General features: G+C 70.6%; 22 protein-coding genes and 3 pseudogenes. 13 read left to right on the top strand and 12 right to left on the bottom strand.

Features of this window, described 5'->3' with window-relative positions; genetic code table 11:
- The first annotated feature begins 109 nt into the window (after positions 1–109).
- Positions 110–1906: a sulfatase-like hydrolase/transferase gene (locus ACZ3I3_RS10760; RefSeq protein ID WP_467364139.1), complete on the top strand. Its 1797-nt coding sequence runs from the start codon at positions 110–112 to the stop codon at positions 1904–1906.
- Here ACZ3I3_RS10760 and dusB read toward each other — a convergent pair whose 3' ends face one another.
- Positions 1907–3040, bottom strand: coding sequence for a tRNA dihydrouridine synthase DusB (gene dusB, locus ACZ3I3_RS10755; RefSeq protein ID WP_467364138.1), 1134 nt, complete (start codon positions 3038–3040; stop codon positions 1907–1909).
- 78 nt (positions 3041–3118) lie between these two features.
- Here dusB and ACZ3I3_RS10750 point away from each other — a divergent pair, with 78 nt between their 5' ends.
- The 3 genes from ACZ3I3_RS10750 to ACZ3I3_RS10740 all read left to right on the top strand — a co-directional run bounded on the left by ACZ3I3_RS10750 (position 3119) and on the right by ACZ3I3_RS10740 (position 6325).
- Complete coding sequence (locus tag ACZ3I3_RS10750) at positions 3119–4597, top strand: MFS transporter (protein ID WP_467364137.1); 1479 nt, start codon at positions 3119–3121, stop codon at positions 4595–4597.
- Positions 4598–4773: 176 nt separating this feature from the next.
- Positions 4774–5757, top strand: coding sequence for an ArsR/SmtB family transcription factor (locus tag ACZ3I3_RS10745; RefSeq protein WP_467364136.1), 984 nt, complete (start codon positions 4774–4776; stop codon positions 5755–5757).
- Between the two features lie 136 nt (positions 5758–5893).
- The gene (locus tag ACZ3I3_RS10740; RefSeq protein WP_467364135.1) at positions 5894–6325 is read left to right on the top strand and encodes a hypothetical protein; all 432 of its coding nucleotides are present in this window, start codon (positions 5894–5896) and stop codon (positions 6323–6325) included.
- Positions 6326–6328: 3 nt separating this feature from the next.
- Here the strand turns inward: ACZ3I3_RS10740 and ACZ3I3_RS10735 are convergent, their stop codons facing one another.
- Entirely contained in the window at positions 6329–7240 is a 912-nt protein-coding gene (locus ACZ3I3_RS10735; protein WP_467364134.1) for an MmyB family transcriptional regulator, read from the bottom strand.
- 101 nt (positions 7241–7341) lie between these two features.
- Between ACZ3I3_RS10735 and ACZ3I3_RS10730 the strand changes: the two genes are divergently transcribed.
- Both ACZ3I3_RS10730 and ACZ3I3_RS10725 read left to right on the top strand, forming a co-directional pair.
- Positions 7342–8775 (top strand): MFS transporter, encoded by a 1434-nt coding sequence (locus tag ACZ3I3_RS10730; RefSeq protein ID WP_467364133.1) that lies wholly within the window; start codon positions 7342–7344, stop codon positions 8773–8775.
- Positions 8776–8891: 116 nt separating this feature from the next.
- A complete protein-coding gene (locus ACZ3I3_RS10725) occupies positions 8892–9098 on the top strand; it encodes a hypothetical protein (RefSeq protein ID WP_467364132.1) in 207 nt (68 codons plus the stop codon).
- A gap of 31 nt (positions 9099–9129) precedes the next feature.
- Here ACZ3I3_RS10725 and ACZ3I3_RS10720 read toward each other — a convergent pair whose 3' ends face one another.
- From ACZ3I3_RS10720 to ACZ3I3_RS10705, 4 genes and pseudogenes are all read right to left on the bottom strand, one after another.
- On the bottom strand, positions 9130–9987 hold the full coding sequence (locus ACZ3I3_RS10720; protein WP_467364131.1) for a GNAT family N-acetyltransferase: 858 nt from the start codon (positions 9985–9987) through the stop codon (positions 9130–9132).
- Between the two features lie 68 nt (positions 9988–10055).
- Positions 10056–10283: pseudogene (locus ACZ3I3_RS10715) on the bottom strand (transposase); the annotation flags it as partial.
- A 36-nt stretch (positions 10284–10319) separates the two neighbouring features.
- Positions 10320–10553: pseudogene (locus tag ACZ3I3_RS10710) on the bottom strand (transposase); the annotation flags it as partial.
- Between the two features lie 26 nt (positions 10554–10579).
- A pseudogene (locus ACZ3I3_RS10705) lies at positions 10580–10678 on the bottom strand (transposase); the annotation flags it as partial.
- 302 nt (positions 10679–10980) lie between these two features.
- On the opposite strand from ACZ3I3_RS10705, the gene ACZ3I3_RS10700 reads away from it, so the two are divergent.
- Both ACZ3I3_RS10700 and ACZ3I3_RS10695 read left to right on the top strand, forming a co-directional pair.
- Entirely contained in the window at positions 10981–12378 is a 1398-nt protein-coding gene (locus ACZ3I3_RS10700) for a DUF8189 domain-containing protein (RefSeq protein WP_467364130.1), read from the top strand.
- 13 nt (positions 12379–12391) lie between these two features.
- Positions 12392–13429 carry a HEAT repeat domain-containing protein gene (locus tag ACZ3I3_RS10695; RefSeq protein WP_467364129.1) on the top strand — a complete coding sequence of 346 codons (1038 nt, stop codon included), beginning with the start codon at positions 12392–12394 and terminating at the stop codon, positions 13427–13429.
- A gap of 96 nt (positions 13430–13525) precedes the next feature.
- Here ACZ3I3_RS10695 and ACZ3I3_RS10690 read toward each other — a convergent pair whose 3' ends face one another.
- The 3 genes from ACZ3I3_RS10690 to ACZ3I3_RS10680 form a co-directional block, all read right to left on the bottom strand.
- Entirely contained in the window at positions 13526–14113 is a 588-nt protein-coding gene (locus ACZ3I3_RS10690) for a TetR/AcrR family transcriptional regulator (RefSeq protein WP_467364128.1), read from the bottom strand.
- 26 nt (positions 14114–14139) lie between these two features.
- The gene (locus ACZ3I3_RS10685) at positions 14140–15144 is read right to left on the bottom strand and encodes an aldo/keto reductase (RefSeq protein WP_467364127.1); all 1005 of its coding nucleotides are present in this window, start codon (positions 15142–15144) and stop codon (positions 14140–14142) included.
- A 143-nt stretch (positions 15145–15287) separates the two neighbouring features.
- Complete coding sequence (locus tag ACZ3I3_RS10680; protein WP_467364126.1) at positions 15288–16670, bottom strand: glycine--tRNA ligase; 1383 nt, start codon at positions 16668–16670, stop codon at positions 15288–15290.
- Positions 16671–16854: 184 nt separating this feature from the next.
- Between ACZ3I3_RS10680 and ACZ3I3_RS10675 the strand changes: the two genes are divergently transcribed.
- From ACZ3I3_RS10675 to ACZ3I3_RS10660, 4 genes are read left to right on the top strand one after another with little or no spacing between them, the layout of a single operon-like run.
- Entirely contained in the window at positions 16855–17829 is a 975-nt protein-coding gene (locus tag ACZ3I3_RS10675) for a metal ABC transporter substrate-binding protein (RefSeq protein WP_467364125.1), read from the top strand.
- A 20-nt stretch (positions 17830–17849) separates the two neighbouring features.
- Complete coding sequence (locus tag ACZ3I3_RS10670) at positions 17850–18617, top strand: metal ABC transporter ATP-binding protein (protein ID WP_467364124.1); 768 nt, start codon at positions 17850–17852, stop codon at positions 18615–18617.
- Positions 18617–19519, top strand: coding sequence for a metal ABC transporter permease (locus ACZ3I3_RS10665; protein WP_397695019.1), 903 nt, complete (start codon positions 18617–18619; stop codon positions 19517–19519). Before ACZ3I3_RS10670 ends, ACZ3I3_RS10665 begins: the two co-directional genes overlap by 1 nt.
- Before the next feature lie 58 nt (positions 19520–19577).
- Entirely contained in the window at positions 19578–19994 is a 417-nt protein-coding gene (locus ACZ3I3_RS10660; RefSeq protein ID WP_467364123.1) for a Fur family transcriptional regulator, read from the top strand.
- 34 nt (positions 19995–20028) lie between these two features.
- Here the strand turns inward: ACZ3I3_RS10660 and ACZ3I3_RS10655 are convergent, their stop codons facing one another.
- From ACZ3I3_RS10655 to ACZ3I3_RS10645, 3 genes are read right to left on the bottom strand one after another with little or no spacing between them, the layout of a single operon-like run.
- Positions 20029–20859, bottom strand: coding sequence for an isoprenyl transferase (locus ACZ3I3_RS10655; protein ID WP_467364122.1), 831 nt, complete (start codon positions 20857–20859; stop codon positions 20029–20031).
- Between the two features lie 34 nt (positions 20860–20893).
- Positions 20894–21640 (bottom strand): DNA repair protein RecO, encoded by a 747-nt coding sequence (recO, locus tag ACZ3I3_RS10650; RefSeq protein ID WP_467364121.1) that lies wholly within the window; start codon positions 21638–21640, stop codon positions 20894–20896.
- A 26-nt stretch (positions 21641–21666) separates the two neighbouring features.
- Positions 21667–21882, bottom strand: coding sequence for a hypothetical protein (locus ACZ3I3_RS10645; RefSeq protein WP_086599578.1), 216 nt, complete (start codon positions 21880–21882; stop codon positions 21667–21669).
- Positions 21883–22264: 382 nt separating this feature from the next.
- Between ACZ3I3_RS10645 and ACZ3I3_RS10640 the strand changes: the two genes are divergently transcribed.
- Entirely contained in the window at positions 22265–22735 is a 471-nt protein-coding gene (locus tag ACZ3I3_RS10640) for a GNAT family N-acetyltransferase (protein ID WP_467364120.1), read from the top strand.
- Positions 22736–22755 lie beyond the last annotated feature (20 nt).

The raw sequence follows: 22755 nt of genomic DNA, 5'->3' as shown, positions 1-22755 counted from the left end.
CCCGGTGGGCTGAACACAGCTGCCGGGCGCCCCGTACGGAACTGTGGCGGACCCGTCCCCCCACGCGGGTCCGCCACCTCGCCGCGTTCCGCACGGGAAGGACCTCCGGGTGCCTGTCTTCACACGCTTCAACCGGTCGCCGCAGCCGGGCATCCCAGGGGCCGGGGCCGAGACGGAGCGTGACGAGAGCGAGAAGGTCCTCGCAGAAGAGGTGGGGGCCCCCGGGCCCGGATCCCGCCTCGCCCACCTCCGCACCTGGCGCAGCCGCCACCCCCGGGCCGCCCGTGCCCTCCGACTGACCACCACCACCCTGGCCGCCGTCCTGGTCCTCGGGGCCCTGCTCCTGCCCAACACCCTCCCGGCCGTCGAGCCGGACCGCTTCGCGCGGATTCCGGCGGAGGCGGTCGTCGGGGCCGTCGTGATGCTGGTGCTGCCGCGCCGTCCCCGGCTGGTGGCGGCGGTGCTGTACGGGCTCGGTCTCACGGCGCTGACCATGGTGAACCTGCTCGACATGGGGTTCAACGAGTACCTGGGCCGGGGCTTCAACGCCGCGCTGGACTGGGACCTGCTGCCGGACGCGCAGGCGTACGTCGAGGACACGCTGGGCGGGGGCGTCGCGACCGCCGCGGCCGTCGGCGCGGTCGTCCTCGTCCTGGTCGTCGCGGCCGTCATGGTCGCGGCGACGATCCGGCTCGCCGACGTGCTGGCCCGCCACCGGCCCCGGGCGACCAAGGGCGCCCTGCTCGCCGGCACCGCCTGGGTCACCTGCTCCGCGCTCGGCCTGACGCTGTTCGGCGGTCCGATCGCCTCCGAGCGCGGGGCCGGGGCCCTGCGGGTGCACGCGCAGCGGACCGTGCAGTCGCTGGAGGACGAGGCGGCGTTCGCGCGGGAGGCGAAGGCGGACACCTTCGGCAACACCCCACCCGGCCGGCTCCTGCCCGACCTGCGCGGCAAGGACGTGATCTTCACGTTCATCGAGAGCTACGGCCGCAGCGCCCTCGAGGACCCGGTCATGTCCCCCGGCGTCGACCGCACCCTCGACACGAGCACCGAGGCCCTGGCGAAGGCCGGCTTCCAGGCCCGCAGCGGCTGGCTGACCTCGGCGACCTTCGGCGGCAGCAGCTGGCTCGGCCACTCCACCACCATGTCCGGCCTGTGGATCGACAACCAGCGCCGCTACCGCACGGTCACCGCGGGCGATCACCTCACCCTCACCAAGGCGTTCCAGAAGACCGGCGCCTGGGACACGGTCGGTGTGATGCCGGGCGTGCAGAAGGGCTGGCCGGAGGAGAAGTGGTACGGCCTCGACAAGCTCTACGACGCCTACGACCTGGGCTACCGGGGCCCGAAGTTCAGCTGGTCGACCATGCCCGACCAGTACGCGCTGGAGGCGTTCCAGCGCCGGGTGCACGGAAAGAAGCGCGACAAGCCACTGATGTCGTTCGTCATCCTGACCTCCAGCCACCAGCCCTGGGCGCCCCTTCCCACGATGGTCGGCTGGGACGAACTCGGCGACGGCTCGGTCTTCGACGCCGTCCAGAAGGCGGGCAAGAAGGCGTCGGACGTCATCACCGACACCACCAAGTCCCGGCAGGAGTACGGCAAGTCCATCCAGTACTCGGTCACCAGCCTCACCCAGTGGCTGGAGCGCTACGGCACCGACGACACCGTCCTGGTCTTCCTCGGCGACCACCAGCCCATGGCCCGGGTCAGCGGCAACCGCGCGAGCCGGGACGTGCCGGTGTCGATCGTCGCGAAGGACCCGAAGGTCCTCGACAAGGTCACCGACTGGAAGTGGACGGAAGGCCTCAAGCCGGACCGCGACGCCCCGGTCTGGAAGATGAGCGCGTTCCGCGACCGCTTCCTCACGGCGTTCGGCTCCACACCGCACGCCTCCAAGCGCTGATCAGCCGCCGGAGGTGTCCAGTTCCGCGTCCTCGCTGATGCCCACGCAGTCGTACGGGTCCTTCAGCCAGCCGTCCGGCAGCACCACCCGGTTGTTGCCGGACGTACGGCCGCGGGGCCCGTCGGCGCCGGAGGGCCAGGGCTGGTCGAGGTCCAGCTCGTCGAGGCCGGCCCGCAGCTCTTCGAGCGACGAGGTGATCGCGAGCCGCTTGCGCATCTCGGAGCCGACCGCGAAGCCCTTCAGATACCAGGCGACGTGCTTGCGGAAATCGATCACGCCCCGCGACTCGTCCTCGATCCACTCGCCGAGCAGGGTGGCGTGCCGGACCATGACGTCGGCGACTTCCCTGAGGGTGGGCCGTGCGATGTCCTGAGAGCGCCCCTCGAAAGCCGCGACGAGGTCCGCGAACAGCCAGGGCCGCCCGAGGCACCCACGCCCCACGACCACTCCGTCGCAGCCGGTCTCGCGCACCATCCGCAGGGCGTCCTCGGCCGACCAGATGTCGCCGTTGCCGAGCACGGGGATCTCCGGCACGTGTTCCTTCAGCCGGGCGATGGCGTCCCAGTCGGCGGTGCCGCCGTAGTGCTGGGCGGCGGTGCGGCCGTGCAGCGCGATGGCGGTGACGCCCTCCTCGACGGCGATCCGGCCGGCGTCGAGGAAGGTGATGTGGTCGTCGTCGATGCCCTTGCGCATCTTCATCGTCACGGGCAGGTCGCCGGCGCCGCTGACGGCCTCGCGCAGGATGGCCCGCAGCAGGTTCCGCTTGTACGGGAGCGCGGAGCCGCCGCCCTTGCGGGTCACCTTCGGCACCGGGCAGCCGAAGTTCAGGTCGATGTGGTCGGCGAGGTCCTCCTCCGCGATCATGCGGACGGCCTTGCCGACGGTCGCCGGGTCCACGCCGTACAGCTGGATGGACCGGGGTCGCTCACTCGCGTCGAAGTGAATGAGCTGCATCGTCTTCTCGTTGCGCTCGACCAGCGCCCTGGTGGTGATCATCTCGCTGACGAACAGGCCCTTGCCCCCGCTGAACTCCCTGCACAGCGTGCGGAAGGGCGCGTTGGTGATCCCGGCCATGGGGGCCAGGACGACGGGGGGCCGGACGGTGTGCGGACCGATCTGGAGGGGCGTGGACATTCCTCCATTGTGCCGTGCAATGAGTTGGTAAATTTCATTAGTTAGGCACACTATCGAAATCGGCGTACGATGGCGCCCATGCCCGAGCTCAGCCCCCGCCGCCGCGTGCTGGTGCTCGCGATCTGCTGCATGAGCCTGCTGATCGTGAGCCTGGACAACACAGTCCTGAACGTGGCCCTGCCGTCGATGCAAAAGGACCTGCACGCGAGCACGTCCGGCCTTCAGTGGACGATCGACGCCTACACCCTGGTCCTGGCTTCGCTGCTGATGCTCGCCGGCTCCACGGCCGACCGGATCGGCCGCAAGCGCGTCTTCATGGCGGGCCTGGTCGTCTTCACCCTCGGCTCGGTCCTGTGCTCCCTCGCGCCGAACCTCGAAGCGCTGGTCGCCTTCCGGATGGTGCAGGCCGTGGGCGGCTCGATGCTGAACCCGGTCGCCATGTCGATCATCACCAACACCTTCACCGACCCGCGCGAACGGGCCCGGGCGATCGGCGCGTGGGGCGCCGTCGTCGGCATATCGATGGCCGCCGGCCCGCTGGTCGGGGGCCTCCTGGTCGAGTCGGTCGGCTGGCGCTCGATCTTCTGGATCAACCTGCCGGTGGGCTTGGCGGCACTGCTCCTCAGCCTGCGCTTCGTCCCCGAGTCCCGAGCCCCCGAGGCCCGCCGCCCGGACCCGGTCGGGCAGCTCCTGGTGATCGCGCTGTTCGGCACGCTCACGTACGCGATCATCGAGGCGCCGAGCACGCCGTTCACCTCGATCGCCCCGTTGGCCGTCGCCGCCCTGGCCGCGCTGGGCGCCCTGCTGTGGTACGAACCACGCCGCGCGCAGCCGCTGATCGACCTGCGCTTCTTCCGTTCGGCTCCGTTCAGCGGGGCCACGGTCATCGCGATCAGCGCGTTCGCCGCACTCGGCGGCTTCCTGTTCCTGTCCACGCTGTACCTGCAGAACGTCCGCGGTCTGACCGCCCTGGAGGCGGGCCTGTGGATGCTGCCGATGGCGGTCCCGACGTTCCTGTGCGCCCCGCTCTCCGGCCGCCTGGTCGGCAGCCGGGGCCCGCGCGTGCCGCTGCTGATCGCGGGCTGCGCGATGACGGTCAGCGGCATCCTCTTCGCCGCGTTCGAGGCCGAGACCTCCGACACCACCCTCGTCGCGGGGTACGCGCTGTTCGGCATCGGCTTCGGTTTCGTCAACGCGCCGATCACCAACACGGCGGTCTCCGGCATGCCGCGCGCCCAGGCGGGTGTCGCCGCGGCCGTCGCCTCCACGAGCCGCCAGCTCGGCCAGACGCTCGGCGTCGCCGTGGTGGGCGCGGTGCTCGCCTCCGGCGTGGGCGCGTCCACGTACCGCGCGGTGTTCGTGCCGGCCGCGCGGCCGGGCTGGTGGATCATCGCGGCGTGCGGGTTCGCGGTGCTGGTGCTGGGGGCGGTGAGCAGTGGGCGCTGGGCCCGGGGGACCGCGGAGCGGACGGCTCAGCGGCTGGAGTCGGCGGAGGTGCGGGATGCGGCCGGATGTGACGGCGGCCGCGGCACGCGCTCGGCGTCGACCGGGGCGTGAAGGAGACCGCGACCACCACGTCCGGCGCAACCCGCCCCGCCGCACGCCGAGCACGGCGAGCACGGCGAGAAGGCCCGGACGAAGCCGGTCGAGGTCCTGGCCGAGATTGACCTTGTCCGGGACATCGCGCGTGGCGAGGCTCGTCGTTGAGTGTCAATGGCCAACGGGGGGAAGCCATGCTGCGCATCCATTTCACCGGCAGTGATCTGGAAAGCGTGCGCATCGCCCGCCGCCCGGACCCGCTGTGGGAGATCGTGTGCAGTGTGTGCCGCTTACAGGCACGGGAGGGCGCCGTCGCCTTCGACCCGTGGCGGCAGACGGTCGCCGGGCTGGTCCGCCGGGATGAGACGGCCCGAGGGGCAGCGTCGGCGCTGTTCAGTCTGGTGCCGCGTGCCGCCTACTTCCCGGACTTCCTCACCCCGCCCGTCGAGGACGGTCCCGATGATCTCCGGACGGGCATCGACAGGGTCCTCGCGACGCCGCGACGCCGCCTGCGCCAGGAGCTGACCCTGTTGACGGCGAGCGGCGGACGGCCGTGGGCGGGCGCTGAGCTGGCACGTGGTGACGTCACCGCGCTCACCGCGCTGGGCGGGAAACTCCGTACCTACCACCAGGAGTTCATCGCGCCGCTCTGGAACCGCATCAGCGCGGCCACGGCGGCGGACCTGGCCCTGCGCACCCGCGCCCTCGTGGACGGCGGTACGAGGGCGCTGCTGAACAGTCTGCGACCGATGGCGGTGTGGGAGCCGCCCGTGCTGACCGTCGACTACCCGGTCGAGCGCGATCTGCACCTGCAGGGCCGCGGCCTGCTGCTGGTCCCTTCGTACTTCTGCTGGCGGCGCCCCATAACCCTGGCCGACGGCCAACTGCGACCTGTGCTCATCTACCCGGTCGACAAGACCCGCTCGACGCCCGCCACTTCCACGGCGTCGCTGGCGCGTCTGCTGGGGCCCACCCGCGCGGCACTCCTGTACGGGGCGGCCACACTCACCTGCCCCACCACCTCCGAGCTCGCCGACACGACGGGGGTGTCCCTGCCGAGCGTCAGCCAGCAACTGGCCGTGCTGCGAGACGGTGGACTCATCACGTCCCGGCGGGACGGCAAACGCGCCCTGCACACCGTGACCCCCTTGGGCCGACGGCTCCTCGGCGGCTCGTGACGCCCCGGTTCCGGGCGCGAGCAAGCCGCGGATGTGACCGACGTTTTGGCTGAGGCCAAAACCACGCGCGTCCGGCGCCCAGGCCACCGCATGCTGCTGCAGGAAGCCAACCGCACACATACCAGGGGGAATCCGCATGCGCACACGTTCCGTCCTCGCCACGGCCACCGCAGCAACCGCCCTTCTCACCGCCGGCATGGTTCCCGCAGCCAGCGCCGCACCGGCCCCCGCGGGCCGGAGCACGGCGGCAAGTGCGCCCACGGTGTCACCGGCCGCGAGCTACTTCCACACCTCGGGCCCCGGCTACACCTGCCCCACCGGCAACCTGTGCGCCCGCGTGTGGGACCCGACGGTGAACAAGTTCAAGGTGTTCAAGTTCTACGACTGCCACACCTACTCGCTCTCGAACTGGGGAGGTACCGGGGGCTACGCGAACAGGCAGACCGGCAGCCGCGCGACGGCGACGTTCTACGGGCAGTCCGGCAACGTCCTGAAGAACGTGCCGGTCGGGGATTCCAGCACGAGCTACAACTGGACCCCGGTGTGGAAGATCCGCAACTGCTACTGACCGTTACCTGAGGTGCGCGGCGGTGACGTCACGTCGGCCTTGCGCGATTGCGTGCAGCTTCTCGAGGCGCTCCCGTGAGTCCTGGTCCGCCGGGACGTAGGTGACGATCCGCGGGCCCGTCCCCGGTGTCAGCCAGAAGTCCGTGTGGTCGACGGTGATGCGGCCGACGTGGCGGTTGAGGAACTCCTTGCGCTTGGTGCGGTGGGCGACGACCTCGTGGCGGTCCCAGGCCGTGCGGAAGGCGGGGGACTCCGTGCGCAGGCGCTTCAGGAGCATCGTCCAGGCGGGCTCGGCGAGATGGCCGGCCATCGCGGCCCGGAAGCGCGCTGCCATCAGCCGCTGCGTCTCCTCCAGGTGCACGATCGACGACTGCCACTCGGCGTGCGTGTAGGACAGGACCATGCAGTTGCGGTCCTCGGGCGGCACCGCGTCCAGGTCGCACAGCAGCAGCCCGTACGTGCGGTTGTGGGCCAGGATGTCGTAGCGGCTGTTCTGCAGGCACGCCGGGAACGGCTCGACCTGCTCCAGAACCGCCCGCATCGCCGGAGTGACCGACGGGCACGTGGTCGCCGGTGTCGGGTCGGCGGCCCCGGCCAGCCGGAAGAGGTGGGCGCGCTCGGTGGGGTCGAGCAGCAGCGCGCGGGCCAGCGCGTCGAGGACCTGGACGGAGACCTGGATGTCCCGGGCCTGCTCCAGCCACGTGTACCAGGTGACGCCCACGGCGGAGAGCTGGGCGACCTCCTCGCGGCGCAGCCCCGGCGTCCGGCGCCGGCGGCCGCGGGGCAGGCCGACCTGCTCGGGGGCGATCCGCTCCCGGCGGCTGCGCAGGAACGCCGCCAGCTCGTGCCGCCGGACGTCCGCGTCACCGGGTGTCTCGGGCGGGTGGGCCGCTGTCTCCTGTGCCATGGTCGTCATGCCCTTCAGCCTGCCGCCGCCCGGAGCCTGTTTCCAGGTGGTGCTACTACCAGGATAAGGAAACTCTGGTACCAGTCTGTGCGGCGCCGCAGGCTGATGACGTGACCACGGAATCCCTCACTTCACGTCCCCTCCGCTCCCCCGCCGCCGCGGCTCCCGTGCTCCGCGGGCTCGGACTGTTCACGGTGCTGCTGGCCGCGGCACTCCCGCTCATCGACTTCTTCATCGTGAACGTCGCCCTGCCCACCATCGGCGCCGACCTCGCCGCGAGCGAGTCGGTCCTCGAACTCGTCGTCGCCGGGTACGGGGTGTCGTACGCGGTCCTGCTGGTCCTCGGCGGCCGGCTCGGTGACCTGTTCGGCCGTCGGCGGATGTTCCTCGTCGGCATGGCGGCCTTCGGGCTGACCTCGCTGGCGTGCGGACTGGCGCCCGGGGCCTGGTCGCTGGTCGCGGCCCGGGTCGCCCAGGGCGCGTCGGCCGCCGCGATGCTGCCGCAGGTGCTGGCCACCATCCAGGCGACCACGACCGGCCCCCGGCGGGCGAAGGCCATGGGGCTGTACGGCGCGACCGCCGGGCTGTCCATGGTGGCCGGGCAGATCCTCGGCGGGGTCCTGGTGGCCGCCGACATCGCGGGGACCGGCTGGCGGTCGGTGTTCCTCGTCAACGTGCCGGTCGTCCTCGCCGGGCTGGTCCTGGCGGCCCGCGCGGTCCCCGAGACCCGCTCCACGCGCCCGGAGCCGATCGACGTCCCGGGCACGGTGCTGCTGGCGGCCTCGCTCCTCACGCTGCTCGTCCCGCTCACCGAGGGCCGGGCGGCGGGCTGGCCGCTGTGGACCTGGCTGTCGCTGGTGGCGTTCCCGTTCGCGGCGGCCGCCTTCTACGTCGTGGAGCGGCGGGCCGAACGGGAGGGCCGTACGCCGCTGGTCCCGCCGAGCCTGTTCGCGCTCACCTCCCTGCGCCGCGGGCTGCTGCTGGTGCTGCCGTTCTCCATCGGCTTCAGCGGCTTCATGTTCGTGATCGCGGTGGCGTTGCAGCAGGGCGCCGGACTCGACCCGGTCGCCGCGGGCCTGGCCCTCGCGCCGCTGGCGGTGGTGTTCTTCGTGTTCTCGCTGCTGGGCCCGCGGCTGGTCACCCGGTACGGCACGCGGGTGGTGACGGCGGGCGCCGCGCTCCAGGGGCTGGGCCTGGCGCTGATGGCGCTGGCCGCCTGGCGCTTCTGGCCGGACCTCGGCTTCGTCGAGCTGCTCCCCGGGGCGGCGGTCGCCGGCGCGGGCCAGGCGCTGCAACTCCCCGTCGTCTACCGGGTCATCCTCTCCGAGGTGCCGGCCGCCCGCGCCGGTGTCGGCAGCGGCGTGATGATCACCACTCAGCAGTCGGCGCTGGCACTCGGGGTGGCGACCCTCGGCACGCTGTTCCTGTCCCTGGTCCCGGGGATGGGCATGCGGGACGCCCTGGTCACGACGCTGCTGGTGCAGCTCGCCGGTGTGGTGCTGACCGGCCTGCTGAGTCTCCGGCTGCCGCGCACGGTCGCCTGAGGTATCTCACGGCCTGATAACTCGCGTCCGGGAAAACCCTGTTGATGTTGGTCTTGCAGCACACTCCTTGCTGCGAGCAGACCGGATCCGCCGGGTTCCTGGACGTGGGAGGCGTCATGGCGCAGAGCGACACCAGCAAGGTCAGCCGCTGGGACCAGCACGGCCGGGAACACGTGGTGCGGGTGCGGCGCACGGGCGTGCAGCGCACGATCAGCTGCGACACCTGCGGCTGGCGCAGAGGCGCCCAGTTCCTGCCCTGGCTCAAGGCCGAGGAGCACCTGGCGGAGGCCCACCAGGCGACGGTGGACCCGACGGCGGCGTGAACGGCCGGACGGGCCCTGGTGCGGACGTCCCCTAGTAGAGGATCGAGGGCAGGTACGCCCCGTCGGGCTGGTTGTACAGGCCGATGGTCATCAGGCTCAGCAGCTGCACGATCTTGAGGCCGTTGGACAGGCACCACCTCAGCAGCGCACCGTCGCTCACGGGGACGAGGATGCCCGGGCCGGCGAACTGCGGGGCCGCCGCGATCAGGGCCTGGAGGTCCGGGGTGGTCTCGCCGACGGCGTGCGCGAAGAAGGCCAGGTCGGTGGCGTACCCGGTGACGCGTCCCTCGCGCTCGACGACCCGGGCGGTGCCCTGTTTGAGCCCGTCGGCGACCTCGCCGCCCCGGTCGACGCCGTGGACCTGCCGGCACACGTCGTTGCAGGCGCCGAGGTCCGCGTCCGTGGCCTCCCGCACGGTGTAGCCGGGCAGCGCGCGCCCGATCGGCGGGCCCTGGACGCAGGCGACCGTGGCCCGGTGGACGAAGCCCAGGCTGACGTACAGCGAGAACGACCTGTTGTGGTAGCCGCTCTGCAGCAGCCGGATGCCCGGCGCCCCGCGCTCGTCGGCCCGCCGCATCACGTCCAGCATCAGGCGACGGCCCACGCCCGCGTTCTGCACGGTGGGGTCGACGGTGACGGGACCGACCCCGGCGACGACCGAGCGTTCGTCGAGGAAGTTGCTGCCCACGATCCGCCCGTCGAGCTCGGCGACGACGCTGTAGAAACCGGGGTGCGTCAGGGCTCCCTCGATCACCGCGACACCCACGTCGGGACTCGGGATGTCGGGTGGGAACGCATGCTCCCCGGCGATGCCCGCGAAGGCCTCGTAGCAGATCCTTCCGCACTCTGCGGCATCGTCCGCAGTGCCCGGGCGCAGTACGAGATCCATGATCGCCATCTCCTTCTCAGCGCCCCCGCGAGTCGCCCCACGCCTCCCTTCCCATCTTGTGCCTCAGCCTGCCGGGGCGCACGCGGTGGGTACGGGGATACGGCGAGGTGGGCGGGACGCAGGCGGGGGCGGCCCGGACCGACCCGGGGCACCAGAGTCGCTTCCATCACCGTGGTGAACTGGGTGGAGTCGTTGGTGTTCCCGCCGGTGACCGTGAAGGCCAGCGGTCGGCCAAGAGCGTCGCAGGCGAGGTGGATCTTGCTGGTCGGATCGCCTCGGGAGCGTCCGAGTGCGGGGCCGCGGCGCCCCCTTTCCGGGCTCCGGCGGCGGGTGTGCGGAGTGGCCCACGGGCCGTACCGCTCGGGGACATCCCGCCAAGCGGCCCCAGCGCGGACCCACACGATCCCATTCGGAACAGGCTGGCCGTCCAGCCGCTTTCGCCCCCTGATCGACGTAGGCAGAAGCGACCGGATGAACTCCCACTCGCCATCGGACAGTTCATGACGGCGCGTCAAGGCTGCCGCATCCGAGCGGGCGAAGTACGTCGGCTGCGACCCAGGCGCCACGCGACGAGGGGCCGTGCACGGTCTGCCAGGCCCGAACCGCTCCGGCAGGTCCCTCCAGGGCACCCCGGTGCGGAACTTGAACACGATCCCTTCGAGGACTGACGATGATCCCGCCACCTGCCCCGGGCACGACCCGCTCGGATCAGGAGAAATCCGGAACGGCCCCTTCGTCATGGCCCGAACTATCCCCGGCCCGGATATGCCTACGCCGCTCTGCGGGCCAGTTGCGGGAGGGCGCTGCGAGAGCGACGCTGGTAGCGGAGATTCGATGTCCCGTGCGGTCACCCGCAGAAGGTTGAACGTCACCCTTCCTCCTGGCCCGTTCCACCAGCCAAAGGGGCTCGCATCAGCATTCGGTCACGTCTTCCCTGTTTTTTCATGCCTGACTCCAAGCCGAATGGGTTCTTCCCGAGTTGAGGTGAGTTTCATGGGCTGGAGTGCTTGGATCCCGATGTCCGCACCGTCCGGAGGAATCGTCGGCCGCCCCGCTTCGGTCGCAAGGAGCGACGGCATCATCAACATCTACGTGCGCGGCACCGACAACGCGCTGTGGCAGCGTGCCTATTTCGGGGTGCAGTGGCATGGCTGGGGGCGGCACGGCGATGGCATGCAGCTGACCTCGTCGCCCGCCGTCGCGTCCATGGGAATCGACCATGAGCACGTGTTCGTCCGTGGAGCCGACGGACATCTGCACCACAAGTTCTGGAAAGCCGCCTCGGGCTGGTCGCCCTACTTCGACCTCGGCGCGCCGCCCGGGGGATTCAAGGGCAGTCCGGCGACGGTCTCGCGGAACTCCCAGGTGGCCAACGTCTACGTGCGCGGAAACGACGACGCGCTGTGGCAGCTCCCCTGGTTCAACAGCACTTGGCACCCGTGGGCCCGGCACAACGACGGTATGGTGCTCGCCTCCGATCCGACCGCCGGATCGATGGGCCCCAACCACGAGCACGTCTTCGTCCGAGGCACCGACGGCAACGTGCACCACAAGTTCTGGCAGGCGGGGCCCGGCTGGTCGGGGTATTTCAATCTCGGTGCCCCCTCCGGGGGTTTCCGCGGTGGTCCGAGCACCATTTCGCGCAATCCCCAGGTGGCCAACGTCTATGTGCGCGGAAACGACGACGGCCTGTGGCAGCTCGCCTGGTACGACAACAGCTGGCACCCCTGGGGCCGGCACGCCGACGGCGCGATCAGCGCGGAGGTCGCGCTGGCGTCGACGAGCGCGCAGCGTGAACAGGTCTTCGCGCGCGGACTGGACGCGAACGTATGGCAGCGGTGGTGGGTGCCACGGATCCCGACGATCGACGTCAACCTCATCTCGGTCGGGCTGGACAATTTCACCGCGGCGAACATCGAACAGATGCTGAACTCGCTCACCGCCACGGGGCAGATCTACTGCCAGGCCGACTTCAATGTCGGCACCGTGCGCCGCTACGTCATCTCCGCGGCGGACGCGGGCGCGCTGGAGATCATCGACAGTGCGGCGGAAGCCGAGCAGTTGACGGACGAGTGGACCGTACCGAACGCCGCGCTGGATGTGTTCGTGGTGCGTTCGATGAACGGCGCCGACGGCTGGTCGGCGGTCGGCGGACCGTGCGACAAGAACGCCGGTGGCAGTGTGATGACCGGAACCGTGGTCTCGCTCAACGGCGATCTCGGCAACAGCGGGAACACGTTCGCGCACGAACTCGGCCACTATCTCGGCCTGGACCACATCGCGGACGCGGACAACTTCATCGGGAACAACGGTTCCTCCAACAGCAACACGAGGATCCTCGCCTGGCAGGGCGACCTGATGAAGAAGCACTGCATGGTCGTCCACATATGAAGTAGGAGCGGACATGTCAAGCGAACTGTCTCCACCGGTGGCTCAGATCCTGCGCGGCGAGCACACCCCCGACCCGGCCTCGGTCGCACAGCTCCCGCCGGACGACAGCGCCCAGCTGGCCGCTATCGCGCGCGGCGAGTCGCGTGCCGCGCTGCGCGTGAAGGCCCTTTCGTGCTTCACCGGCACCGCGGAGGGCGGGGAGCTGTTCCGTGCGGCGCTGGAGGACCGCGACGCCGACGACACCGTCCGCGCCGCTGGCGCGACACTGCTGTCCAGGACGGACGGCACCGCCGAAACCGATCTGCTGGCGGCCCTGCCGGACGAGCCGTCCGCGGTCGTCCGGCACAAGATCGTGGCCGGGCTGGCACGGATCGGAGCCGAGCAGGCCGTTCCCGCGCTCACCGACATGCTCGACGACGCACCGGCGGACCTGCACGATCACGTCGCCTTCGCCAGGTCGGTCGTGGCGTACCGGCTCGGCCACACGGGGTTCGAGCTGCCGGGCGTCCGCCCGGAGGACGTCCTCCCCGCGCCGGCCCCACCGCAGCCCGCCGAGGTGGGGCAGGCCGATCCCGCCCCGGTCGGCACCGCTTCGAAGGTGGCGGCGGACGTGGCGTCCGACAATTACGGGCTACCGCTCGACAGCAGCCCGGTCACCACGGTCCGGTGCGGGGCGCGGACCTACGCGGTGATCGTGAACGCCGACGTCTTCGCACCGTACTCCAGGCTGGAACGTCCTGCGGTCGCCGGGCTGGTCGCGAGCAGGGCGCCCGTCGACGGGTCGTATCACACGAGCATGATCGTGCTGTGCCACCCCGACGGCGCCTCGGGCCTCCACATCGCGGTGCACCACCCGAGTGGGCCGGCCCGGTACGTCGGTTCTGGAACGCGCTCCGAGACCGGCATCGAGTTCGAGCTCGCGGCGGTGCGCGGTCCGGGCGCCGTCGAGACGACGATCACCGGCGTGTGCGGGCGCGACGGCTTCACCGAGTTCGCGTTCACCACGGGGCGCGCGCTGCCCGCGAAGGCGCCGACGCCCGTCGAGGAGTGACAGATCACTCACGTGGTGGCGGTCGGCGGTCGCATCGTCCAGGTGACCGCTGATCCGTCCGAGCCCGGCGGCGAAGCGCATCCCCACGGTGATCGCCTAGGGCCGCAGGCCTCGCACCAGCAGGTCGACGAGCGAGGCGAAGTCGGCCTCGGCCCCGGGCTCTTCCCACTCCCGCGCGTAGCAGGGGTCGTGGAAGCGCCCCGTCGCCTGGAAGACCGCGCGGGCCGTGGCCTCCGGGTCGGTGGCGGTGAAGTCGCCGGTCTCGACTCCGGCCTGGATGATGCGGGTCAGCTGGGACGTCAGGTCGGCGATGTGCTCGCCCACCGCCGTGCCGTTCTCGTCCGTGAGGACCGTGTAGGTGGCGAACAGCTCCGGGTCACCGCCCGCCTTGCGGCGCTTCGCGGCGAACAGGGTGGCGAGCCAGTCCCGCAGCCGGGTCTCCGGGGCGCGGTCCGCGGCGGCGATCCCGGACAGCTCCCCGGACGTGCGGTCCAGCCAGCGTTTGGTGACGGCCTCGCGCAGCGCCGCCTTGGTGCGGAAGTGACGGTAGACGCTGCCGTGGCTGACGCCGAGCGCGCGGGCCACGTCCACCACGGTGGCCTTGGCCGGGCCGTGGCGGCGCAGCACCTCCTCGGTCGCCTCGAGGATGCGCTCGGCGGTCAGGATCTCGCTGGTCGGTGCCATGCCCCTGACCGTACCTGGAGCCCGCTTCAGCTCTCGAGGTGTGCCATCTGGGCCGCCGGGTAGCGATCGCCGGCGGCGGCGCCGGGCGGTACGGCCTCCTCGATCGCGGTCAGGTCGGCCGCGTCCAGCGTCACCTCCAGCGCGCCCAGCGCCTCCGTGAGCCGGTCGCGGCGGCGGGCGCCGACAAGGGGCACGATGTCCTCGCCGCGGGAGAGCACCCAGGCGATGGCGATCTGCGCGACGCTGACGCCCTTCTGCTCGGCGATCTTCCGCAGCGCCTCGACGAGGTCCAGGTTGTGCCGGAGGTTGTCCCCCTGGAAGCGCGGGGACATCGCCCGGAAGTCGCCGGCCCCGAGCTGCCGGTCGGCGGTGAAGTGGCCGGAGATCAGGCCCCGGGAGAGCACGCCGTACGCCGTGATGCCGATGCCCAGCTCGCGCGTGGTGGGGAGGATCTCCTCCTCGATGCCGCGCGAGATCAGGGAGTACTCGATCTGGAGGTCGGAGACCGGCGCGGTGGCGGCGGCCCGCCGGATCGTCTCGGCGCCGACCTCACTGAGGCCGATGTGCCGCACGTACCCCTTCTCGACCAGTTCCGCGATCGCGCCGACCGTCTCCTCGATCGGCACGTCGGGGTCGAGGCGGGCGATGCGGTAGACGTCGATGTGGTCGACGCCGAGCCGCTGGAGGGAGTACGCGGCGAAGTTCTTCACGGCGGCCGGCCGGCCGTCGTAGCCGGACCAGCCGCCGTCCGGGTCGCGCAGGGCGCCGAACTTCACGCTGACCAGGGCCTGTTCGCGCCGGGCGGCGGGGGCCGCGCGCAGGGCCTCGCCGATCAGCATCTCGTTGTGGCCCATGCCGTAGAAATCGCCGGTGTCCAGCAGGGTGACGCCCGCTTCGAGCGCCGCGTGGATGGTCGCGACGGACTCGGCCCGGTCCGCCTCGCCGTACAGCGCGGACATGCCCATGCAGCCGAGACCGAGGGCGGAGACCTGGGGTCCGGTGGTTCCGAGGGTTCGGGTTCGCATCGTCATGGCGTCCACTGTGCCATGACAGCTGACAGATTTCAATATCTGTCATTCGATACTTGTCAGCCCCTTCGCGACCTCGCCGCAGACGCAGCGGTGCCGGGCCCCTCCGTGGAGGAACCCGGCACCGGTGTGTGGACGAAAAGCGATCAGCAGCCGACCAGGCGGGCCGCCAGGTAGCCCTCGATCTGGTCGAGGGAGACGCGCTCCTGCTTCATCGAGTCACGCTCGCGGACGGTGACCGCGTTGTCCTCCAGCGTGTCGAAGTCGACGGTCACGCAGAACGGCGTGCCGATCTCGTCCTGGCGGCGGTAGCGGCGGCCGATCGCGCCGGCGTCGTCGAAGTCGATGTTCCAGTGCTGGCGCAGCGCCTGGGCGAGGCCCTTGGCCTTCGGGGACAGCTCCGGGTTCCGGGACAGCGGCAGCACCGCGACCTTCACCGGGGACAGGCGCGGGTCGAGGCGCAGCACCGTGCGCTTCTCCATCTTGCCCTTGGCGTTGGGCGCCTCGTCCTCGATGTAGGCGTCCAGGAGGAACGCCAGCATCGCGCGGCCGACACCGGCCGCGGGCTCGATGACGTACGGCGTCCAGCGCTCGCCGGCCTCCTGGTCGAAGTAGGTGAGGTCCTGGCCGGAGGCCTTGGAGTGGGCGCCGAGGTCGTAGTCGGTGCGGTTGGCGACGCCCTCCAGCTCACCCCACTCACTGCCGCCGAACTGGAAGCGGTACTCGATGTCGGCGGTGCGCTTGGAGTAGTGGGAGAGCTTCTCCTTCGGGTGCTCGTACCACCGCATGTTCTCCTCGCGCAGGCCGAGACCGGTGTACCAGTTCCAGCGCTGCTCCATCCAGTACTCCTGCCACTTCTCGTCCTCGCCCGGCTTGACGAAGAACTCCATCTCCATCTGCTCGAACTCGCGGGTGCGGAAGATGAAGTTGCCGGGCGTGATCTCGTTGCGGAAGGACTTGCCCATCTGGGCGATGCCGAACGGCGGCTTGCGGCGCGAGGTGGTCTGCACCTGGGAGAAGTTGGTGAAGATACCCTGCGCGGTCTCGGGCCGGAGGTAGGCGACGGAGCCGGAGTCCTGGGTCGGGCCGAGATGGGTGGACAGCAGGCCCGAGAACTGCTTGGGCTCGGTGAACTGGCCCTTGTTGCCGCAGTTCGGGCAGTTGACGTCGGCCAGGCCGTTCTCCGGCAGGCGCTTGTGCTTGGCCTCGTAGGCCTCCTCCAGGTGGTCCGCGCGGAACCGCTTGTGGCAGGAGGTGCACTCGGTCAGCGGGTCCGTGAAGGTGGCGACGTGGCCGGAGGCGACCCAGACCTCGGGGGCCAGGATCACGGACGAGTCGATACCGACGACGTCCTCGCGCGACGTCACCATGTAGCGCCACCACTGGCGCTTGAGGTTCTCCTTGAGCTCGACACCCAGGGGGCCGTAGTCCCAAGCGGCGCGCTGACCGCCGTAGATCTCACTACAGGGGAATACGAAGCCACGGCGCTTGCTCAGGCTGACGATGGTGTCGATCTTGTCGGCGGCCACGGTGCTCTCTTCATTACGACGACGGGCGACGAAGCGAGTTGCTTCCAGCGAATGCTTCAGGTTACCGGCGGGGGCGCCCCCTCAATCAAATCGCTCCCCCTCCCGCGACCGCCAGACCCCCTCCACGGAACCCGCTCAGCTGGTTTGTTGACAACGGTTTCCATATTTGTTGAAAATGAGTGTCATGAACGTACGACGACGCCTCATATCCGCCACCGCGGTCACCGCGGCCACCGCTCTCGGCCTCGGTGCTCTCTCCGCCTGCTCCAGCGACAGCGCGGCGACGGGCAACACGGACAAGTTCGACGTCGTCGCGTCGTTCTACCCGATGGCGTTCCTCGCCGAGCAGATCGGCGGCGACCACGCGAACGTCACCAGCCTGACCGAGCCCGGCCAGGAGCCGCACGACCTGGAGATCAGCACCAAGCAGCGGGCGCAGCTGGAAGAGGCGGACGCGGCGCTCTTCCTCAAGGGCCTCCAGCCCGCCGTCGACGAGGCGGTCTCGCAGACCGGCATCAAGACGAAGATCGACGCGGCCACGCTGACCACCCTCGAGGACCACGGCAGCACCGAGCACGAGCACGCGGGCGAGGAGGGCCACGCCGAGGAGAAGGGCCACGCCGAGGAGGAGGAGCACGCCCGCGACCCGCACATCTGGCTGGACCCGGTGAAGTACGCCGAGGTCGCCGAGGGCGTGGGCAAGGCCTTCGAGAAGGCCGACCCGGACCACGCCGCCGACTACAAGAAGAACACCGCGGCCCTGGTCAAGAAGCTGAACGGCCTCAACGGCGAGTTCGAGAACGGCCTGAAGAACACCAAGACCAAGGTCTTCTTCACCAACCACGCCGCCTTCGGCTACCTCGCCGAGCGCTACGGCCTCACCCAGGAGGCCATCTCCGGCCTCGACCCCGAGAGCGAGCCCAGCGGCGCCCGGGTCAGGGAGCTCCAGCAGGAGGCCAAGGCCGACGGCGTCACCACCGTCTTCTACGAGACACTGGTCTCCGACAAGACCGCGAAGACCCTCGCCAAGGACGCGAAGCTCAAGACGGACGTCCTCGACCCGCTCGAGGGCATCACCGACAAGTCCCGCGGCGACGACTACTTCCAGGTCATGGAAGCCAACCTCAAGGCCCTTCAGGCGGCCCTGGGAGCGAAGTGATCGACCCATCGGAGGACGGCATGACCGAGCCCGTCGTATCCCTGCGCGGCGTCCGCGCGGACCTGGGCTCGCGCCCCGTCCTGCGCGGCATCGACCTCACCGTGCACCACGGTGAGGTCGTCGCGCTGCTCGGCGCGAACGGCTCCGGCAAGTCCACGGCCGTGCGCAGCATCATCGGCCAGGTGCAGACCGGCGCCGGCGAGATCGAGCTGTTCGGCACGGACCGCAGGCGGTTCCGCGACTGGCACCGCGTGGGCTACGTCCCGCAGCGCACCACGGCCGCCGGGGGCGTGCCCGCCACGGTGACCGAGGTGGTCTCCTCGGGCCGCCTGTCCCGGGCCCGCTTCGGCGTGCTGCGCAAGGCGGACCACGCGGCCGTGCGCGCGACCCTGGAGCTCGTCGGCATGGCGGACCGGGCCAAGGACTCGGTCAACGCCCTCTCGGGCGGCCAGCACCAGCGCGTCCTGATCGCCCGCGCGCTCGCCTCCGAGCCCGAACTGCTGATCATGGACGAGCCGATGGCAGGCGTCGACCTGGCCAGCCAGGAGGTCCTCGCGCACACGCTGCGCGAGCAGGTCTCCCAGGGCACGACCGTGCTGCTCGTGCTGCACGAACTGGGCCCCCTGGAGCCCCTCATCGACCGGGCGGTCGTCCTGCGCGACGGCTGCGTCGTGCACGACGGACCGCCCCCGAAGGCGGTCGGGCAGCACGCCCTGCCCGGCCACGACCACGTACACCCGCACGCACCCGCGGGCCACGAACCGATCCGCACGGGACTGCTGAGCTGATGGAGATCCTCGACTACGCCTTCATGCAGCGGGCGCTGCTCGCCGCCGTCCTGGTCGGCATCACGGCCCCCGCGGTGGGGATCTACCTGGTCCAGCGCCGCCAGGCCCTGATGGGCGACGGCATCGGCCACGTGGCGATGACCGGCGTCGGCCTCGGCTTCCTGCTGACCTGGTCCCCGGTGTGGATGGCGACCCTCGTCTCCGTCATCGGCGCGGTCCTCATGGAGCTGATCCGCTGGTACGGCAGGACCCGCGGCGACATCGCCCTCGCGATGCTGTTCTACGGCGGCATGGCCGGCGGTGTGATGTTCATCAACCTCGCGCCGACGGGCTCCAACGCCAACCTGACGTCGTACCTCTTCGGCTCCCTGTCGACGGTGTCCGAGTCGGACGTCACGGCGATCTGCATTCTGGCCGCCTTCGTCGTCCTGGTCACCCTCGGCCTGCGCCGGCAGCTGTTCGCGGTCAGCCAGGACGAGGAGTTCGCCCGGGTGACGGGCCTGCCGGTGCGCGCCCTGAACCTGCTGACGGCGATCACCGCGGCCGTCACGGTGACGGTGGCGATGCGCGTGGTCGGCCTGCTCCTGGTCAGCGCGCTGATGGTGGTGCCCGTCGCGGCCGCCCAGCAGATCGGCCGCAGCTTCGCCGCGACCTTCGTGATCGCCGTGGCCATCGGCGTGAGCGTGACGATCGGCGGCACGGTCACCTCGTACTACCAGGACGTCCCGCCCGGCGCGACGATCGTGCTGCTCACCATCGGCGCCTTCGTCGTGCTGACGGCGCTCGCGACCCCGCTGGCCCGCCGCCGCGCCCGCGCCCGGAGCGCCGCCGACCCCGCCCACGACCCTGCCGAGTGCGCGATTCCGGGCACCCGGAAGACGACCGACGAAGTCGGCGTCTGACCGCCCCCACCCCGGACTGGCACAATGGCCCGGGCAAGGCAGACGTGAGGAGGCAACGGTGACGACCGCTGGACCGTCCGTGAAGGGCCGCGCCACCAGGCAGCGTGCCGCCGTGGCGGCGGCCCTGGACGAGGTCGACGAGTTCCGCAGCGCGCAGGAACTGCACGACATGCTCAAGCACAAGGGCGACTCGGTCGGGCTCACCACGGTCTACCGCACCCTGCAGTCCCTCGCCGACGCCGGCGAGGTCGACGTCCTGCGCACCGCCGACGGCGAGTCCGTCTACCGCCGCTGCTCCACCGACGACCATCACCACCACCTGGTGTGCCGCGGCTGCGGCAAGGCCGTCGAGGTGGAGGGCCCGGCCGTGGAGAAGTGGGCGGAGGCCATCGCCGCGGAGCACGGCTTCGTGAACGTGGCCCACACGGTGGAGATCTTCGGGACGTGCGCGGACTGCGCGGCAAAGACGGCTTAAGGGGTTCGGGGGCGCACAGCGCCCCCGAATGCTTCTACTGCTGCTTGCCCTCCATGGCCAGCAGTTCCTCGTTCGGGATGGCGCCGCCGAAGCGGCGGTCCCGCGAGGCGAACTCCAGGCAGGCCCGCCACAGGTCGCGGCGGTCGAAGTCCGGCCACAGCACGTCCTGGAAGACCATCTCGGCGTACGCGCTCTGCCAGATCAGGTAGTTGGAAGTGCGCTGCTCACCGCTCGGACGCAGGAACAGGTCCACGTCCGGCATGTCCGGGTAGTACATGTACTTCGCGAAGGTCTTCTCGTTGACCTTCGACGGGTCGAGCTTCCCGGCCTTCACATCGGCCGCGAGCGCCTGCGCCGCGTCGGCGATCTCGGCGCGCCCGCCGTAGTTCATGCAGAAGTACAGCGTGAGCTTGTCGTTGCCCTTGGTCTGTTCCTGGGCGATCTGGAGTTCCTTGGCGACCGAGCGCCACAGCTTGGGCATACGGCCCACCCAGCGCACCCGGATGCCCAGCTCGTCCAGCTGGTCGCGGGTCTTGCGGATGAAGTCCCGGTTGAAGTTCATCAGGAAGCGCACCTCTTCCGGTGACCGCTTCCAGTTCTCGGTGGAGAAGGCGTACAGGGAGATGGCGCCCACGCCCATCTCGATGGCGCCCTGGAGCACGTCGAGCACCCGCTCGGCGCCGACCTTGTGCCCCTCGGTGCGCGGCAGGCCCCGCTCCTTCGCCCACCGCCCGTTGCCGTCCATGACGATCGCCACATGCTGTGGTACGAGCTCTCCGAGCTTCGGCGGCCGCGCGCCGGACGGGTGGGGCTCCGGCGTCCTGTACTCCCGGCGCTGCCGCCCCAGGATCCCGCGTACGGCCATGTGTTTCTCGTCTCCTCGTGCTTGCTTGCTTCGCTTACTTCTCCACGTAGCGCAGGGAGCGCAGCCCGCGCTCCATGTGCCAGTGCAGATACGCGGACACCAGCCCGCTGCCCTCCCGGACGTAGCGCGCCTCGCAGGCGTCCGCCGTCTCCCAGTCTCCCGTAAGCAGCGCACCGAGGAGTTCCAGGGCCTGGGGCGAGGGTACGACGCTGCCGGGCACCCGGCAGTCGACGCAGACAGAACCGCCCGAGGCGACGGAGAAGAACCGGTTGGGCCCGGGCATACCGCATTTCGCGCAGTCGGTGAAGCTCGGGGCGTAGCCGTTGACGGCGAGGGAGCGGAGCAGGAACGCGTCCAGCACCAGATGCGGCGCGTGCTCCCCGCGGGCGAGGGTCCGCAGCCCGCCGACGAGCAGCAGGTACTGCTGTACGGCCGGCTCGCCCTCGTGGTCGGTGAACCGCTCGGCGGTCTCCAGCATGGCCGTGCCCGCGGTGTACCGCGCGTAGTCGGTGACGATCCCGCCGCCGTAGGGGGCGATGGTCTCGCTCTGCGTGCACAGCGGCAGCCCGCGTCCGACCAGCTCGCTGCCCTTGGAGAAGAACTGCACGTCGACGTGGGAGAAGGGTTCGAGGCGCGCACCGAACTTCGATTTCGTCCGGCGCACGCCCCTGGCCACCGCCCGTACCCGTCCGTGACCGCGGGTGAGCAGCGTGATGATCCGGTCCGCCTCACCCAGCTTCTGGGTGCGCAGCACGATGCCGTCGTCGCGGAACAGACTCATGGCGCCATTCTCGCAGGGTCATCGCGTCAAGGGACCTCGCCCCTGCTGCGGGCGTTGGCGTACGCCGTCGCCGCGCGCAGCCGCTCGGCCGGGGTGGCGTGCCGGACGGCACCGGGGTCGGCGTCCCACTCCTTCCCGCCGCCGTACGGCCTCAGCTGTACATAGGGCCCCTCATGCCCCATGACGATGCCGATGCGGCCGCTGCGGGTGTCCACGACGTACGCGCCGACCGGAGGCTTCATCGCGGCACCGCCGCGAGCCGCCGGGCGGTCCGAGCAGAACACCGGCCCAATTCCACGAGCGGACAGGGGACTTCCCGCACAAGATTCACCGGGTGAAGCCCCGGTGACGTCAGGACAATTCCGGCCTCGGCGAGTTCTGCCCGCAATTCTTTCACCGCATCCTCCGCTTCTTCGGCGCAGAGCGCCGAGTGTCGTGCCTCCACCGTGCTCCCCCTCCTTTCGGAGTTTCACTCTTCGCATCCCTTCGGTGACTCTCCGCGCCTACACTCGGGAGGGGTCTGTGCCCTACAACTGCGGCGCAGCACAAAGGGGTTCGGCAAAGACGAAAAGCTGATCGGTGAAAAGCGGCATGCGGATTACTTCGCGCCTACGATCCCGCTGCATGGAACAGACGTGGACCATGCGCCCGGCCGGGCCGGCGGATGTCGAGCCGATAGCGGAACTGCGGGCGGTGGTGATGCGCCCGGACCTGGAGCGCCTGGGCCGCTATGACGAACACCGGGTCAGACAGCGCCTGCGCGACGGTTTCTCCGCCCGGCACACCTCGGTCATCGAGGCCGACGGCTCCTTCGCGGGCAGCGTCGCCCTGCGCCCGTCCGGGACCGACGAGAACGGCCGCTGGCTGGAGCACTTCTATATCGCCCCGGCTCTCCAGGGCCGGGGTCTGGGAGCGGCGGTCCTGCGCATGCTGCTGACCCGGACCGACGCGGACGGCGCGCTCGTCCGCCTGAACGTCCTGCAGGGCAGTCCGGCCCGGCGTCTCTACGAGCGCCACGGCTTCACGGTCGCATCCCAGGACCCGGTCGACGTCTTCATGCTGCGGCTGCCGGGCTCCGGCCCCGCAGGGGTGTGAAGCGGCCGCCCAGGCCCGGC

The organism is Streptomyces sp. NPDC016851 (assembly GCF_055562795.1).
Note: the sequence above shows the minus strand (reverse complement) of the source record. Positions and strands in the feature narration are given on the sequence as shown.

Excerpts from the sequence above, each read along its gene's own strand:
- dusB (WP_467364138.1), bottom strand. The coding sequence starts at position 3,040 with ATGTCCACGCCCCTCCAGATCGGTCCGCACACCGTCCGGCCCCCCGTC.
- ACZ3I3_RS10750 (WP_467364137.1), top strand. The coding sequence starts at position 3,119 with ATGCCCGAGCTCAGCCCCCGCCGCCGCGTGCTGGTGCTCGCGATCTGC.
- ACZ3I3_RS10745 (WP_467364136.1), top strand. The coding sequence starts at position 4,774 with ATGCTGCGCATCCATTTCACCGGCAGTGATCTGGAAAGCGTGCGCATC.
- ACZ3I3_RS10740 (WP_467364135.1), top strand. The coding sequence starts at position 5,894 with ATGCGCACACGTTCCGTCCTCGCCACGGCCACCGCAGCAACCGCCCTT.
- ACZ3I3_RS10735 (WP_467364134.1), bottom strand. The coding sequence starts at position 7,240 with ATGACGACCATGGCACAGGAGACAGCGGCCCACCCGCCCGAGACACCC.
- ACZ3I3_RS10725 (WP_467364132.1), top strand. The coding sequence starts at position 8,892 with ATGGCGCAGAGCGACACCAGCAAGGTCAGCCGCTGGGACCAGCACGGC.
- ACZ3I3_RS10720 (WP_467364131.1), bottom strand. The coding sequence starts at position 9,987 with ATGGATCTCGTACTGCGCCCGGGCACTGCGGACGATGCCGCAGAGTGC.
- ACZ3I3_RS10700 (WP_467364130.1), top strand. The coding sequence starts at position 10,981 with ATGGGCTGGAGTGCTTGGATCCCGATGTCCGCACCGTCCGGAGGAATC.
- ACZ3I3_RS10695 (WP_467364129.1), top strand. The coding sequence starts at position 12,392 with ATGTCAAGCGAACTGTCTCCACCGGTGGCTCAGATCCTGCGCGGCGAG.
- ACZ3I3_RS10690 (WP_467364128.1), bottom strand. The coding sequence starts at position 14,113 with ATGGCACCGACCAGCGAGATCCTGACCGCCGAGCGCATCCTCGAGGCG.
- ACZ3I3_RS10685 (WP_467364127.1), bottom strand. The coding sequence starts at position 15,144 with ATGACGATGCGAACCCGAACCCTCGGAACCACCGGACCCCAGGTCTCC.
- ACZ3I3_RS10675 (WP_467364125.1), top strand. The coding sequence starts at position 16,855 with ATGAACGTACGACGACGCCTCATATCCGCCACCGCGGTCACCGCGGCC.
- ACZ3I3_RS10670 (WP_467364124.1), top strand. The coding sequence starts at position 17,850 with ATGACCGAGCCCGTCGTATCCCTGCGCGGCGTCCGCGCGGACCTGGGC.
- ACZ3I3_RS10665 (WP_397695019.1), top strand. The coding sequence starts at position 18,617 with ATGGAGATCCTCGACTACGCCTTCATGCAGCGGGCGCTGCTCGCCGCC.
- ACZ3I3_RS10655 (WP_467364122.1), bottom strand. The coding sequence starts at position 20,859 with ATGGCCGTACGCGGGATCCTGGGGCGGCAGCGCCGGGAGTACAGGACG.
- recO (WP_467364121.1), bottom strand. The coding sequence starts at position 21,640 with ATGAGTCTGTTCCGCGACGACGGCATCGTGCTGCGCACCCAGAAGCTG.
- ACZ3I3_RS10645 (WP_086599578.1), bottom strand. The coding sequence starts at position 21,882 with ATGAAGCCTCCGGTCGGCGCGTACGTCGTGGACACCCGCAGCGGCCGC.
- ACZ3I3_RS10640 (WP_467364120.1), top strand. The coding sequence starts at position 22,265 with ATGGAACAGACGTGGACCATGCGCCCGGCCGGGCCGGCGGATGTCGAG.